Genomic DNA, 15,159 nt, shown 5'->3' on the forward strand with positions numbered 1-15,159 from the left:
TTCCGTATTTCAGGAGCACATCATGGGATTCAAAGAAGGAAACTTCCCTCCCGTCGATCCGGCAACCTTCATGGACAAGCCGTTTCTCGAGCGTCTGCGTGACATGTCCACGCACTGGGTGGATTACGGCTTCGGTACACCGAAGATGGTCCACACCGTCTACATCATGAAACTGTTGTTCCTCTACCTGGCAGCTGGAACAGCCGTTGCCACTTTGACTTCCGGCCTCTCGTGGTTCGACATCGGATCATGGTGGAACCAGCCGATCGTCTACCAGAAACTCATCATCTGGACCATGATGCTCGAAATCCTGGGCCTGGCAGGGTCTTGGGGTCCATTGGCCGGCCACTTCAAACCGATGACCGGTGGAGTTCTCTACTGGATCCGCCCCGGCACGATTCGCCTTCCACCGTGGCCGGGCAAGGTGCCGCTCACCTCGGGTGACACCCGCACGGTGTTCGACGTCTTCATCTATGTCGCCGTAGTCGCCAATCTTCTTGTTGCCGCGGTTCTTCCCGGCGTTCACACCACAGGAATCGATTCGGCAATCGCCGACAATGCCGGACTGGTACGCCCGACGGTCTTGTACTCCTTCCTCGTGCTCATGGTGATTCTCGGGTTGCGGGACAAGGTGCCCTTCATCGCTGCCCGTAGTGAGCAGTACCTGCCGGCGATCTTCTTCTTCACGTTCCTGCCCTTCGTCGACATGATTCTGGCGCTCAAACTGCTGATCGTCATGGTGTGGATCGGTGCCGGTGTCTCGAAGTTCGGCCGTCACTTCTCGCTGGTGGTCCCCCCGATGCTCAGCAATACGCCGTGGATCCCGTCGAAGAAGATCAAGCGTGCGCACTACCGGAATTTCCCGGAGGATCTGCGGCCCTCGCACCTCGGCGGCGGGGTCGCACACGTGGCCGGAACGATGGTCGAAATCGTCACCCCGTTGATACTGCTGTTCTCGACGAACAAGACACTCACCATCCTCGCCGTGATCCTCATGGTCGGATTCCATCTCTTCATCGCGTCGACCTTCCCGCTGGCCGTTCCGCTGGAATGGAATCTTCTGTTCGCTTACGCCTCGGTCTTCCTGTTCCTGGGCTTCCCGGCGTGGGACGGCTACGGCCTCGGCGCCATGTCTTCACCCTGGATCACAGCGGGAATTATTGCAGCCCTTGCTTTCTTCCCCATTCTCGGAAACCTTCGACCCGATCTGGTGTCGTTCCTGCCGTCGATGCGTCAGTACGCCGGCAACTGGGCATCTGCGACGTGGGCATTCGCGCCGGGCGCCGAAGCAAAGATCGACCAGTACATCAAGCGTCCGTCGCCGGATACGCGTAATCAGTTGATGACGATGTACCCCGAAGATGTGTCCGATGTCGTTCTGCATCAGCTGTTGGGCTGGCGTTCCATGCACAGCCAGGGGCGTGCACTGTTCTCACTGATGATCAGGCACCTCGGCGACGACATCAACACGTACTCGCTGCGGGAAGCCGAGTTCATGTGCAACTCCATCGTCGCCTTCAACTTCGGTGACGGGCACCTGCACGATGCGAAGTTGATCGCCGCCATTCAGCGTCGCTGCAATTTCGCGCCCGGCGAGTTCCTGGTGACCTGGATCGAATCGCAGCCCATCCACAAGGGAACGCAGGAGTACCAGGTGATCGACGCAGCTCTCGGCGTCATCGAACGAGGTACTTTCAAGGTCGCCGACGCAGTTGCCGAACAACCGTGGTTGCCGAACGGGCCCATTCCGTTCGACGTTCAGTGGACACTGGACGTACGGGCCGACCGCGCGGCAACAGATCCGCAGGTTGTCTCCGAGCCGAAGATGCGTACGAGGGCCAGCGGTAGCGAGCAAGAGGTGAGTAAGTGACAAAGGCCGTAGTCGTCGGCAGCGGGCCCAATGGGCTCGCTGCCGCGGTACACCTCGCACGTAGCGGTGTGGACGTGCAGGTGCTCGAGGCTGCCGACCAGATCGGCGGAGGCACCCGCTCCGGTCCGATCGACGTGCCGGGGTTGATTCACGATCACTGCTCGGCATTTCACCCGATGGGTATCGGCTCGCCGTACCTGTCCAAGCTGGACCTCGAGCGATACGGGCTGATCTGGAGATGGGCAGAGGTGGACTGCGCGCATCCGCTCGACAACGGGGACGCCGGTGTTCTGTACCGCTCGCTGGAGCAGACGGCGGCGGGACTCGGCGCGGACGGACCTCGATGGCAACGGATGTTCGGTGACTTGTCGACGGGATTCGATGCATTGGCGTCCGACCTGATGCGCCCGATCGTCAATGTCCCGCGGCATCCGCTGCGGCTCGCAGCTTTCGGTCCGCGAGCGCTGCTTCCGGCAACCGTGACCGCGAAGTTGTGGAAGACCGACAAAGGGAAGGCGCTGTTCGGCGGGGTTGCCGCGCACGCCTTCTATCCACTCAACCGTCCGGCCACCTCGGCGGTGGGATTGATGATCACTGCTGCTGGTCACCGCTACGGTTGGCCGGTTGCCGAGGGAGGTTCGCGTTCGATCACCGATGCCATGGCCGCGATGCTCCTCGATCACGGCGGCAAGATCGACACCGGCATTCGGGTTCGCACGGCCTCCGAGATTCCGGACGCCGATGTTGTTCTGCTGGATGTCAATCCGGGGGGTGCGCTCGAAATACTGGGCGATCGACTCCCTGGCCGAGTGGCGAGAGCCTATCGAAAGTTCAAGCAGGCTCCCGGAGCGTTCAAGGTCGATTTTGCGATCGAAGGTCATGTGCCGTGGACCAATCCGGATTGCGCTCGGGCCGGAACTGTCCATCTGACAGGTGGTTTCGACGAAATCGTGGCCGCTGAGCGTGAGACGAATTCAGGCCGCATGCCGGACCGACCGTTCGTGCTCCTCGGTCAGCAATACCTGGCTGATCCCACCCGATCCGCCGGGAACGTTCATCCGCTGTACGCCTATGCGCACGTGCCACACGGATATGCCGGCGACGCTACGGAGGCGATCATTCGTCAGATCGAGAGGTTTGCGCCAGGATTCCGGGATCAGATCGTCGCGACATCGAGCAGTGGTACAGCTGACCTGGCACAAGACAATCCGAATCAGGTAGGCGGCGACATCATCGGAGGTGCCAACACCGAACTGCAGGTTGTCTTGCGTCCGCGCGTCGCAGTCGATCCGTACAGCACGGGGATCGCGGGCACTTACCTGTGCTCGGCCTCGACCCCGCCGGGTGCCGGAGCACATGGAATGTGCGGGTACAACGCGGCCGAATCGGCTCTGAAGTACCTGCGACGAAAGGGTGCGGAAGTTCTGTGAGTAGTCCATCGCACAAGGAGCGAGGCGCCGGCGCGATGCGGCGCCTCGCCCGAGTGCCTGCAGCCGCGGAGCCGGAAGTGCTTGCGGTGGTTGCCGAGTTGGCCCGACGACTCGACGAGCGCAGTGCCGACATCGCGCGTGAGATGGCCTTCATGATGGCTCACGAAATCGACCAATTGGATGCAGACGCCAAATTGCTCGAAATGCTCGAGGCCAGCGTGCAGGGAAACATCACGACGATCATCCACGTACTGGCCAATGACATTCCGATCGATCATCTCCAACCGACTACTGCCGCAGTGGAATACGCTCTGCGTCTGGCGCAGCGGGACGTTCCGTCCAACTCTCTCGTTCGGGCCTACCACATGGGCCAAGGCGATCTGATGCGGATCTGTCACGACGAGATCAGCACACTGGATATTCCGGCGCGACTCACTTTGGCTGTCCTGAAACACACTTCGGATGTGGTCTACAGCTACATCGACTGGATCACGCTCTACGTCTTCGACGCGTACGAGCGGGAACGCAGTCGATGGATGGCAGCGCAGGGAAACCTCCATTCGGCCGCGATCCACGCCCTCCTGTCCGGCACCAACGCAGATACCGCTGCTTTCGAAGCGGAGACCGGGTACCGCCTCGGTCAGAACCACGTCGCCCTGGTGGTCTGGTCGACGTGGGATGCGGACGTCATGGGCATCAACACGCTCGATCGACTCGTACGTGATCTCGGCGCAGCGGCGGGAGCGGACAAGCCGCCGATCATCACCGCCATCGATCGACGCACGGTGTGGGCGTGGCTGCCGTTCGGTCGCCGGGTGCCTGCGCCGGATCCGGAGGTTCTCGCTGCGGCAGTGCCGTTGGACGGCGGAGCGCGGGTGGCAATCGGACTGCCAGGGTCAGGGGTCGAAGGTTTCAAGCGATCTCACGAACAGGCAACCGCCGCCTATTCGGTTGCTGCCGTGCCGGATACGCCGCAACGGCCGGTGGTGAGCTTCGGGGACCGCGGCGTCGCTGTGGTTTCACTTCTGTCCGAGAACATCGATTCTACGAAGTCATGGGTCTGGGAGGTGCTAGGCCCGTTGGCGGACGATACGCCTTCTGCTGCATCCTTGCGGACGACGTTGAGTGTGTACTTCGCCCACGGAGAAAGCCATCTGCACACTGCCAATCACATGAATCTGCACCGGAATACCGTGAAGTATCGCATCAACAAGGCGCTCGGGGATCCAGTCGCTGCCGGCCGAGACAAGTTGGATCTCGCTCTGGCCCTGCAGGTTTGTGAGTTGTTGGGTAGATCGGTCTTGCGCCCCGCCAAAACGTCGTGAGTTGTGGACGCGACACGGCCTGTGGGCTCCATATCGGGGTTTGATGTCCGATGCGGAGCCTGGCCGTGTTCTGTTGTGCCTGAGGTTCTTCTCAGGTTTTGAAGGTGGTGTTCGCCGGTCGTGGGTGCTGCTGCGGGTCGATCGAGGGCGGTGGGATGAACCACGGTTTGTTGTCGACGCCGATGCGGATCACCCATTTCCCGACGAACCCGGACTTGCGGTGCATCAGCCGGTGATGTGAACGGCACAGCAGGACAAGGTTGTTCATCACCGTCGGGCCACCGTTCGCCCAGTGCCGGATATGGTGCGCATCCGTCCAGGCCGGAACACACGTGCAGCCGGGGAACGCGCAGCCTTTGTCTCGGGCGATCAACGCCACTCGCTGCTCCGCGGACACTAATCGCTTTCCGGGTTTCGCATCGAGCGGCGCCCCGTGGTCGTCGAGCAGCACGGTGGACAGGAAACAGTCGCAGCCGAGAAGCCTGGTCTGCGAGACCGAGAGTGGTCCGAGCCAGGGCATGTGCCCGACATCGAGATCCGACACAGCCACTCCGTCACCAGAAGCAGCGGGTGTAGCGGCGCAGTCCCGGTGCTCCGCGAGATCGCGGGCGTTGATGTGCACGTTCACGTGCGGACGCTGACCACCGTCGGTGCCGGTTTTGGCGCAGTCCAGGTAGCGGCGGATCAGTTCGGTGAACCCGTCCGCAGTCCGCTTCGCCGCCGACCGCGAATCCGGCGTTCCATCGGGTGCCGGGTTGGGCATCGTCAGATTCGACAGGGCGGAGAGCAGCATTTCGCCGGTGAGGGCGTCGAAATCGCCGCGCACCACCACCCGACCGTTCAACGTCGACGCGATCCGGAGCTCGTTGCGATCCACATCTTCGGCGGGCGGAATCTCATCCGATTCGAAGATTCGCTCCAAGGTCGCGATAACGTTCCGAACTTTCGTGGTCGTCGCCTCCACCCCGGACGCGGCAGCCAACAACAAATCGATACAGCGAGGCAACGCCTCCTCCGGCATCCCCTTCGGTGGTGATTCGCAGAACGCCACGATCAACACGGCATGCTCGAAGGAGCAATCCCCGACATCGAACCGGGCCGCCACCGCGGGAAACGGCCGTAGCGCTGCACCGAGGGCGGCGATCTTCTTCCCGTCCCGAACCTGCAGCATCGTGTTCGCCGCCAACCACGCACCCACTCCGCGGCTGGCGATCACCTGATCATCGGGACGCATCGACAACTCGTCCATCACCGCCACCCGCACAGCCTCGAGACGCAGAATCTCCGCGCTCGCCGACACCGCAGCAGCACGCAACTCAGAAACAGACAACTGCCACAGACGTCCGCGCAACCCCACCGCCGAACCACAAACGACGTCAGATGATGTGTTGATACTCATTGAATCCCCCGATCCCCACCTCAGATCATATTCGAATATGTGTTCGAGTCAAGAGCTGATTCACTAAAGAATCGGCCTGACTCTGCGATGTCAGCGGGTTGTCATACTGTGGTCGAGTGACTTCGCCGTGGACAGCTGGGCAGGTGGCGTCGGTAGCTCCCGACGCCGCATCGCTGGCCGCTGCGCGCAAGTTGGCTGGTTCGTGGAGCCATGCCGGCAGTAGCGGTCTCGCGCTCTGGGGGCTGTGTCAGGGAAGCGGCTCGAAGCCGTATCAAGCAGTGGTTGACCTGCGGGGCCCTGCATACAAGTGCTCGTGCCCCAGTCGAAAGTTTCCGTGCAAACATGCTCTGGGGCTGCTGGTGGAATGGTCGGAAGGGCGTGTGCCGTCGGCGGACGAGCCGGCCGACTTCGCGGCAGAGTGGTTGTCGCGCCGCGAGGAGAAGACCGAGAACACCGGCGAAAGCGGCGACGAGGCGCCCAAGAAGTCTCCCGACCCGGCGACAGCGCAGAAGCGCGCCGACCGCGTTGCGAGCGGGCTCGTCGAATTGGACCTGTGGATCACCGATCAGATCCGCAGTGGTCTGGCGGCGATGGACACATCCTGGGCGGGCTTCGACGCGGTAGCCGCTCGAATGGTGGATGCTCAGGCGCCCGGTATTGCAGGCACGCTTCGAGCATTGGCGGGAATCGTTGCGTCTACGGAGAACTGGCCCGAGAAGGTCCTCGACGAGTTGGCTCGGTTGCACCTGCTGGTCGCTGCGCATCAGAAGCTGTCCGAGTTGCCGGAAGATCTTGCCCATTCGGTGAAAGCGCACGTCGGCTATCCCGTCTCAACCGAGAGTGTGATGGAATCGATTCCGGTGAAAGAGAACTGGATGATTCTCGGTTCCGGGATCACCGAGGAGAAGCGACTGTTCACCCGAACCGTGTGGATGCTCGGCAGGAATTCGAAACGGTGGGCCATGCTGCTCGACTTCTCCCACGGGTCACCCAACTTTGCCACCGAAACGCCGCCAGTCGGGTTTCTGCTCAATGCCGATGTTCATTTCTATCCCGGTGCCGCGGCATTGCGGGCGCGGATGGGGGCAACGCACGGTGAACCGGAGCCCTTCACAACCATGCCGTTCGGAAGCATCGACGCTGCGTTGCAGCAGTTTACCGATGCCCTCGCCGCAGATCCCTGGTTGCGCTCGTGGCCGGCAGTGATCAGTTCGGTGGTCCCGTCGTTCGTCGACGGTTCCTGGTTTCTCGTCGACGAATCGGGCACAGCGCTTCGGGCAGAGGGTGATTCGGATCTTCTGTGGAAGTTGCTCGGTATTTCCGGCGGTTACCCGGTCACGGTCTGCGGAACGTGGAATGCGCTGGCTCTTACTCCGATCTCGGTTTTCACAGGAGGGCAGGTGATCGTGCTGTGAGCACATTGATCTCGGTTGCTCTTCTCGGGACTGCCAGAACCTCGACAACATTCGAGGAGCTGCCGGCCGAAGTGCGAGGCCATGCCCGCGAACTCGACGGCGATCCTGCCGAGATGCTTCTGGCAGCAGCAGCGTTGGAGAGGGCATACCGCCGTGGCGGTGCGGGCTCCACCACGGCGGCCGTGCCGACACCTGCTCCAGACGATGTGCGATTCACGCTGCCGGAATCCTCATCGGCGCACCTGCTGTCGATGCTCGCGGCCAAAGCGACCTTGCTCGACGAATGGTTCGCAGTCGCGTTGGAGCGCAACTACCGTGCGCCTGATCATCTGGTCGCCGAGTTGCTTTCCTTTGCACGTGCGAGCGAAGCTCACCGGGAGAGCATCCTGCAGATAGTCGGCGAGCGTGGCCGATGGCTAGCCGCGCAAAACCCTGAGTGGAGCAAGCTCGTCCGAACCAGGGATGCAAATCCGGATGTCTGGCGTCACGGAAGTTCGTCCCAGCGCACGCAGTGGCTGATAGACACTCGCCGAACAGATCCCGCGCTGGCACTGGCCGAACTCAGAAAATCGTGGGGCACCGAGCGGGGCGAACAGAAGGCTGCATTTGTCTCGACTCTGGCAATCGGATCGAGCGCCGACGATCAACCATTGTTGGAGGAAGCCCTCGACGACCGTCGCAAGGACGTGCGACGCGCAGCAGCGGAGGTGCTCGGACGTATTCCCGAATCGGAGTTCGGGGAGCGAATGGCTGCGCGGGTTCAGAAATGGGCGCGGGTGGAGCGGAAACTGCTTCGATCCACGTTGGTCATCCTGCCGCCTGAGGAAGTCGATGCGGCGTCGAGGCGAGACGGCATCGAAGATCGGCCGAATCCACACACCGACTATCGTGCCGAGTATGTGCGTCAGGCGATCAGTTCTGCACCGTTGTCTCTGTGGAACAACATGATCGGTGAACCCGGCAAGGTCATGGGGATGAGCGTTGACGAAGGCTGGGAGCCGATCCTTCACGACGCTTGGTCCACCGCTGCAGTCGCGCAGAACAATGCGGAATGGGCGCTGGAACTCTTTCGCATACGCGGCACGGCCACCGATCGACGCCTACTCCGGTTGGTGCCGGCCAAGGCGTTGGCTGACCTGTTGAGGTCTGGAAACGGCGACGCCAATGTTCTGCACCCGGGTCGGGCAGCGATCTACGACGCTCTGCCAGGTCCATGGCCAGATGACATCACCCGGGCAGTCGTGGCCCAGTGGGAACGAGTTGCGGCCAGACGTGCCGATGGGGGCGCCAAGGCCGGCGAATTCTCGCGCTACAAATACAGCGCATCGCTACGCCTAGCCGAGAGTCGATTTCCCTACAGCGCAGTAACTTTGCTCGATCGGGCTGCGGAACGTGCACGTGACCCGGACTGGCGGCAGACCTTCGCCAGAACTGCCAGCGCCATCACCCACCGCAAGACCCTGCTCGAGGAGCTCACATGACTGACAGCGCAACCGTGCCCACCACAGAACCGGCAAAGCTGATGCGGCCCCACGCAGAGCAGGAGTACGCACTCGAACTCGAAGCACTGGCCGCGCAGGACACCCGCCCGCGTCCACCGTCGTGGAACTTGTCGCCCTGGGCCGTGGTGACGTATCTGTTGGGTGGCACTCTCGACGACGGAACGGTCATTTCACCGAAGTACGTCGGTCCACGGCGGTTGATGGAAGTGGCCGTCGCAACTCTTGCCACCGACCGGGCGCTACTGCTGTTGGGCGTGCCGGGTACAGCCAAGACCTGGGTCTCCGAACACCTTTCGGCTGCAATCTCGGGTGCGTCGACGCTCCTGGTTCAAGGCACGTCGGGTACGCCCGAGGAAGCTATCCGCTACGGCTGGAACTACGCACGCCTTCTCTCGGAGGGGCCGACCGCCGGTGCGCTGGTGCCGTCACCTGTGATGACCGCGATGGAAACCGGGAAGATCGCCCGCGTCGAAGAGTTGACGCGTATTCCGGCCGACGTGCAGGACGCCCTCATCACCATTCTCTCCGAGAAGACGTTGCCGGTGCCGGAACTGGGCATCGAGGTGCAGGCAGCCAAGGGCTTCAATCTGATCGCTACCGCCAACGATCGCGATCGCGGTGTCAACGATCTGTCGTCCGCACTACGTCGACGGTTCAACACAGTTGTTCTCCCGTTGCCGGCCAGCGAGGAGGACGAGGTGGCTATCGTGGCACGCCGAGTCGAACAGTTGGGCGCAGCACTGGAATTGCCGACAACCCCCGCAGCAGCCGAGGAAATTCGCCGGGTCGTCACCGTGTTCCGGGAACTGCGATCAGGCACGACCACCGACGGCCGCACCAAGTTGAAGTCCCCGTCCGGAACTCTGTCGACGGCGGAGGCGATCTCGGTGGTCACCAACGGTTTGGCGTTGTCTGCGCATTTCGGGGACGGCGTACTGCGGGCATCCGACGTCGCTGCCGGAATCCTGGGTTCGGTGATCAAGGATCCGGTCGCAGACAAGGTTGTGTGGAACGAGTACCTCGAGGCAGTAGTGCGTGAACGCGGCGAGTGGTCCGACTTCTACCGGGCGTGCCGCGAGGTCACCGGGTGACCATCTTGATTCCGGACCTGCGTGTCCGGGTCTTCGGTATCCGTCACCACGGCCCGGGATCTGCTCGTTCGGTTCGGCAGGGCCTGGACGAGTTTTCCCCCGACGTGGTCCTGATCGAAGGTCCTTCGGATGCAGACCCGTTGGTGATGCTGGCGGCATCGGAGTCGATGGAACCGCCGATTGCGTTGCTCGCGTACGCCACTGGCGAACCGTCGAAGGCGGCATTCTGGCCGTTTGCGGTGTTCTCACCCGAATGGCAAGCGCTGCAGTGGGCTGCGAAGAACGGTGTGCAGGCAAGGTTCTGCGATCTGCCTGCGTTCAACGTGTTGGCGGATCAGGGGATTCGTACTGTCCGCGAGGGCGATCCTCTGTCTGAACTGGCCGCGGCCGCGGGTTTCGACGACACCGAACGCTGGTGGGATTCGGTGATCGAATCAAGTTCGGGCGCAGATTCTTTCGATGCGATCACCGAGGCGATGGAGGCGCTGCGTGAGACGGTGCCGATCGACGAGGAGACAGCGCATCGCGAAGCATATATGCGGCAGGTGCTGCGAAAGACGTTGAAGGATGGCGCCGAGCGGGTAGCGGTCGTCTGCGGCGCCTGGCACGCGCCGGCGTTGGTCGGAGCCCTGGGGCCTGCGGCACCCGACGCCCGCATTCTCAAGGGGATGTCCAAGGTCAAGACCTCGCTGACCTGGGTTCCCTGGACACATTCACGCCTGGCGTCGGCATCGGGTTACGGAGCCGGAATTACCTCGCCGGGCTGGTATCACCATCTGTTCACCGCGAACGACAAGACGATCACGCGGTGGCTCACCAAAGTTGCGAGGGTGCTCAGGGACGAGGACCTTCCGATCTCGAGTGCTCACGTCATCGAAGCTGTCCGATTGGCAGATACGTTGGCTGCACTGCGTTCTCGCCCGCTGGCCGGATTGTCGGAAGTTGCCGAGGCTACGAGGTCGGTAATGTGCGACGGAAACGACGTTCTTCTGGATCTGATCACACGAAGACTCGTTGTGGGCGAAGCCCTGGGCACGGTGCCCGAAGAAACTCCGACGGTTCCGCTCGAAGCAGACCTGCGAGCACGTTCGAAGACTTTGCGGCTCAAACAACAAGCGGGAGCCAAGAATCTCGATCTGGACCTGCGACGCGATATCGACGTCGAGCGTTCCCAGTTCCTGCACCGACTGGGGATCCTCGAGATCGATTGGGGAACCCCGGCCGACAGTGAGGTCCGTTCCACCGGAACTTTCCGAGAGACTTGGGCGCTGCAATGGAAGCCCGAATTCTCGGTCGCGGTGATCGAGGCGTCGCTGTGGGGTACGACGGTGGCCGCAGCGGCGGCATCACGTGTCGTCTCGAAGATCAACGAGCCGGACATCACTCTCGCGTCACTGATCGGACTACTGGAGAACTCACTGCTCGCAAACCTCCCGGCAGCTTTGTCTGCGGTTTTGGAGAGTGTGAAAACAGTTGCGGCACTAGACCATGACGTGTCACATCTGATGGCGGCGCTACCGACGCTGACCCGAACGCTGCGATACGGCGATGTGCGCGGAACCGATGTGACGGCGTTGATCGACGTCGCCGACAGCTTGTTGATCCGGATCTGCACCGGCCTCGCAGTCGCCGTCACCGGACTGGACGATCCCAGCGCCGAGGAGTTTCGCGATCACCTCGACAAGGTTCACTCGGCAGTCATGGTCCGTGACGATCGCGATGCGAGCGCACGGTGGCTGCAGGCGATGGCCGGCGTGATCGACCGTGACGACGTCAACGGTTTACTCGTCGGACGGATGGTGCGGCTACTGCGCGACAGCGGTTCGATCACGGAAACCGCTGCAGCCCAGCGCTTGTCTCGGGCCCTGTCCGTGGGCAGCGCGCCGACCGCCAAAGCCGGGTGGGTCGACGGGTTTCTCGGCGGCGGAGGGCTTGTGCTCGTTCACGATCGAGCGTTGCTCACGCTGATCGACACGTGGGTCCGCCAACTTCGTGAGCAGGACTTCATCGACACGCTTCCGTTGCTTCGACGCACGTTCGGAGCCTTCGAGGCAGGGGAGCGTCGAGCGATCGGTCAGGCGGTCAGAGGTGGACGACGCGTCGAGACGACAGTGGAGACCGATACTCGACGCGGCCGAGCGGCAATGGCGGTCGTTGCCGAGATACTGGGAGCGCGCGTATGAGCGACGACGATCAGCGCCTTCGGCGCTGGAGATTGATGCTCGGGGAATCCGCCGAAGAATCGACGGGAGGGCTGGGCCAACCGGGCGACAGTCGAATGGATGCAGCTCTCGCAGCGCTCTACGACTCGTCCGGCCCGACCAAGGGGCGCCGCCGCTCAGCCGGATTGGGGGCGTCAGCGCCGTCCGTCGCCAGATGGCTCGGCGATATCCGGACGTACTTTCCCAGCACGGTGGTGCAGGTGATGCAGAAGGACGCAATCGACCGACTGGGTTTGGCGCAGTTGCTGCTCGAACCGGAACTGCTCGATGCCGTCGAGCCCGATGTACATCTGGTCGGGACGCTGCTGAGCCTCAACCAGGTCATGCCGGAGGCCAGCAAGGCCACTGCTCGAATGGTCGTCGGCAAGGTGGTTCGGGAAGTCGAAGAGCGAATCGCGCAGAAAACGAAGGCCGCGGTGACCGGGGCACTCAATCGTTCGGCCAGAACGTCGAATCCGAAGTTGCGTGACATCGACTGGGACAGAACCATCCGAGCAAATCTGTCGCACTACCTGCCGGAGTATCGAACCGTCGTCCCCGAGCGGCTAGTCGGATACGGCCGCAAGTCGAAATCTGTGCAGCGCGACGTGGTCCTGGCGATCGACCAATCGGGTTCGATGGCGTCCAGCGTCGTCTACGCGTCCGTGTTCGGCGCGGTGTTGGCGTCGATGCAAGCGCTGAAGACTTCGCTCGTGGTTTTCGACACCGCCGTCGTCGATCTGACGGACAAACTGTCCGACCCCGTCGACGTCCTGTTCGGGACCCAACTTGGTGGGGGCACGGACATCAACCGCGCAATCGCGTACAGCCAGTCGCTGATCTCGCGTCCTGCCGAGTCGATGTTTGTTCTGATCTCGGACCTCTACGAGGGCGGTATTCGGAACGAGATGCTGCGGCGCATGGCGGCCATGAAGAATGCCGGCGTTCAGGTTGTGGTTCTGCTGGCGCTCTCGGACGACGGCGCTCCATCGTTCGATCACGACAATGCAGCGGCGCTGAGTGCCCTCGGGATTCCCGCGTTTGCGTGCACGCCGGACAAGTTTCCGGAACTGCTCGCGGTCGCTCTGGAACGCGGCGACGTGTCGGCCTGGGCCGATCAACTTGCACTCGAACAGCGCTGACTCGAACGGCACTGACTCAAACAGCCTCGAACAGCCTCAAACAGCACTGACCGGTCTGCTTCGAAGACCTGAGCACCGGGTACACCCGCACGATGGGTGACGGACAGGTTGCTGGTTCGACTACGCAGGCGGGTTCGGGGCTGGTTCTCACGGTGTTGGCGAGCAGCCAGTTCCTGATGACCCTGGACAGCTCGGTCATGAATGTTTCGATGGCGACCGTCGCCGAGGACGTCGGCACGAGTATCACCGGCATTCAAACCGCGATCACGCTGTACACCCTGGTCATGGCGACTCTGATGATCACGGGTAGCAAAGTCGGTTCGATGATGGGCCGTCGCCGAGCCTTCGCACTCGGCTTGGTCATCTACGGCGCTGGTTCGCTGACGACTGCGCTCGCTCCGAATCTCGTGGTCCTGTTGATCGGGTGGTCGTTCCTCGAAGGCGTCGGCGCGGCGCTCATCATGCCCGCGATCGTTGCGCTCGTCGCCACCAACTTCCCGGCGGAGAAGCGTCCGGCGGCCTACGGCCTCGTCGCTGCAGCAGGCGCGATAGCCGTGGCAGTGGGGCCGCTGATCGGCGGCGCGGCGACGACATTTGCGTCGTGGCGTTACGTGTTCGTCGGCGAAGTCGTGATCGTTGTCCTGATCTTGCTGGTGCTCAGCAAGGTGGTCGACGTCCCACCGTCGAAGTCCCGCCTCGACTACTTCGGTTCGATCCTGTCCGTGGTGGGACTGGGAATGATCGTCTTCGGTGTGTTGCGTTCGAGCGAGTGGGGTTGGGTACAGGCCAAACCTGGCGGGCCGCAACTGGTGGGGTTGTCTCCGGTGGTGTGGCTGCTGATCGTCGGGCTCCTTGTCGTTTACGGATTCCTGCGATGGGAGGGTCGCCTGGCCGCTGCGGGGAAGGAGCCTCTGCTCGATCCGGCGATGCTCCGAAACCGCGAACTCAGTGGCGGGCTGTCGATGTTCTTCGCGCAGTTTCTGGTGCAGGCGGGCGTGTTCTTCGCGGTTCCTTTGTTCTTGTCCGTAGTTCTGGAGCTCAGCGCTCTCGAGACCGGAATTCGCATCCTGCCGTTGTCGGCGGCGCTCGTCGTGGCGGCGATCGGTATTCCGAAGCTACGGCCTACCGCGAACCCGCGACGCGTGGTCCGAGTCGGATTGTTGGTCATGGTCGTCGGCATTCTGATGCTCGTGGCAGGCATGGACCCCGGCGCCAATGCGGCGATCGTGATGATTCCCATGCTGTTCATGGGTTTCGGCTTGGGGTGCCTGTCTTCGCAGCTCGGAGCCGTCACGGTGTCCTCGGTCCCGGACGAACGCAGCACCGAGGTCGGCGGGTTGCAGAACACCGCCACCAACCTCGGCGCATCCTTGGGAACTGCCCTGATCGGATCGGTTCTCATTGCCACACTCACGACGTCGGCGATCGCCGGAATCGAAGACAATCCGGCGGTTCCGACATCGGTGCAGCAGCAAGCGAGCACCGACATGGCCTCGGGCGTGCCGTTCCTGTCGACGACGCAACTCCGATCCGCTCTCAGTGACGCCGGCGTCGCCGAGTCCACGGCGGATGCGATCGTGGACGTGAACGAAGAAGCCAGGCTGGACGCGTTGCGTGTCGCCTTTGCCGTGGCAGCGCTGCTCGCAATCGCCGCGTTGTTCCCGACCGCTCGAATCCCCCGCGTCGCGGTCGGCGACAAACGTGGTTCGAGCTAAGAATCAGCAATCGCGGATCGACCTGGACGATCGACGGAACGACCTCTGGATATAGTGATCTGCGCACAA

10 protein-coding genes are annotated in these 15,159 nt (G+C 62.5%); 9 read left to right on the forward strand and 1 reads right to left on the reverse strand.

Annotated elements, in window-relative coordinates; translation table 11 throughout:
- The first annotated feature begins 22 nt into the window (after positions 1-22).
- From R4P70_RS01965 to R4P70_RS01975, 3 genes are read left to right on the forward strand one after another with little or no spacing between them, the layout of a single operon-like run.
- Positions 23-1,870 (forward strand): DUF3556 domain-containing protein, encoded by a 1,848-nt coding sequence (locus R4P70_RS01965; protein ID WP_317830306.1) that lies wholly within the window; start codon positions 23-25, stop codon positions 1,868-1,870.
- Positions 1,867-3,300, forward strand: coding sequence for a phytoene desaturase family protein (locus R4P70_RS01970; protein WP_021331705.1), 1,434 nt, complete (start codon positions 1,867-1,869; stop codon positions 3,298-3,300). The genes R4P70_RS01965 and R4P70_RS01970 overlap by 4 nt, the downstream gene beginning before the upstream one ends.
- Positions 3,301-3,335: 35 nt before the next feature.
- Positions 3,336-4,625, forward strand: a complete 1,290-nt coding sequence (locus R4P70_RS01975; RefSeq protein ID WP_019745783.1) for a PucR family transcriptional regulator — start codon at positions 3,336-3,338, stop codon at positions 4,623-4,625.
- 91 nt (positions 4,626-4,716) lie between these two features.
- Here the strand turns inward: R4P70_RS01975 and R4P70_RS01980 are convergent, their stop codons facing one another.
- The gene (locus R4P70_RS01980) at positions 4,717-6,024 is read right to left on the reverse strand and encodes an HNH endonuclease signature motif containing protein (protein ID WP_317830307.1); all 1,308 of its coding nucleotides are present in this window, start codon (positions 6,022-6,024) and stop codon (positions 4,717-4,719) included.
- Between the two features lie 116 nt (positions 6,025-6,140).
- On the opposite strand from R4P70_RS01980, the gene R4P70_RS01985 reads away from it, so the two are divergent.
- From R4P70_RS01985 to R4P70_RS02010, 6 genes are all read left to right on the forward strand, one after another.
- Complete coding sequence (locus R4P70_RS01985; protein ID WP_317830308.1) at positions 6,141-7,439, forward strand: SWIM zinc finger family protein; 1,299 nt, start codon at positions 6,141-6,143, stop codon at positions 7,437-7,439.
- Positions 7,436-8,920, forward strand: a complete 1,485-nt coding sequence (locus R4P70_RS01990; protein WP_283384252.1) for a DUF5691 domain-containing protein — start codon at positions 7,436-7,438, stop codon at positions 8,918-8,920. Before R4P70_RS01985 ends, R4P70_RS01990 begins: the two co-directional genes overlap by 4 nt.
- Positions 8,917-10,032 (forward strand): ATP-binding protein, encoded by a 1,116-nt coding sequence (locus R4P70_RS01995; RefSeq protein ID WP_020971138.1) that lies wholly within the window; start codon positions 8,917-8,919, stop codon positions 10,030-10,032. Before R4P70_RS01990 ends, R4P70_RS01995 begins: the two co-directional genes overlap by 4 nt.
- A complete protein-coding gene (locus R4P70_RS02000) occupies positions 10,029-12,215 on the forward strand; it encodes a DUF5682 family protein (protein WP_317830309.1) in 2,187 nt (728 codons plus the stop codon). Before R4P70_RS01995 ends, R4P70_RS02000 begins: the two co-directional genes overlap by 4 nt.
- Positions 12,212-13,375 (forward strand): VWA domain-containing protein, encoded by a 1,164-nt coding sequence (locus R4P70_RS02005; RefSeq protein WP_046379481.1) that lies wholly within the window; start codon positions 12,212-12,214, stop codon positions 13,373-13,375. The genes R4P70_RS02000 and R4P70_RS02005 overlap by 4 nt, the downstream gene beginning before the upstream one ends.
- A gap of 92 nt (positions 13,376-13,467) precedes the next feature.
- On the forward strand, positions 13,468-15,090 hold the full coding sequence (locus R4P70_RS02010; RefSeq protein WP_020971136.1) for an MFS transporter: 1,623 nt from the start codon (positions 13,468-13,470) through the stop codon (positions 15,088-15,090).
- Positions 15,091-15,159 lie beyond the last annotated feature (69 nt).

It is taken from the genome of Rhodococcus sp. IEGM 1241, assembly GCF_033142365.1.
GTDB lineage: Bacteria > Actinomycetota > Actinomycetes > Mycobacteriales > Mycobacteriaceae > Rhodococcus_F > Rhodococcus_F erythropolis.

Excerpts from the sequence above, each read along its gene's own strand:
- R4P70_RS01995 (WP_020971138.1), top strand. The coding sequence starts at position 8,917 with ATGACTGACAGCGCAACCGTGCCCACCACAGAACCGGCAAAGCTGATG.
- R4P70_RS01965 (WP_317830306.1), top strand. The coding sequence starts at position 23 with ATGGGATTCAAAGAAGGAAACTTCCCTCCCGTCGATCCGGCAACCTTC.
- R4P70_RS02010 (WP_020971136.1), top strand. The coding sequence starts at position 13,468 with ATGGGTGACGGACAGGTTGCTGGTTCGACTACGCAGGCGGGTTCGGGG.
- R4P70_RS01975 (WP_019745783.1), top strand. The coding sequence starts at position 3,336 with ATGCGGCGCCTCGCCCGAGTGCCTGCAGCCGCGGAGCCGGAAGTGCTT.
- R4P70_RS02005 (WP_046379481.1), top strand. The coding sequence starts at position 12,212 with ATGAGCGACGACGATCAGCGCCTTCGGCGCTGGAGATTGATGCTCGGG.
- R4P70_RS01980 (WP_317830307.1), bottom strand. The coding sequence starts at position 6,024 with ATGAGTATCAACACATCATCTGACGTCGTTTGTGGTTCGGCGGTGGGG.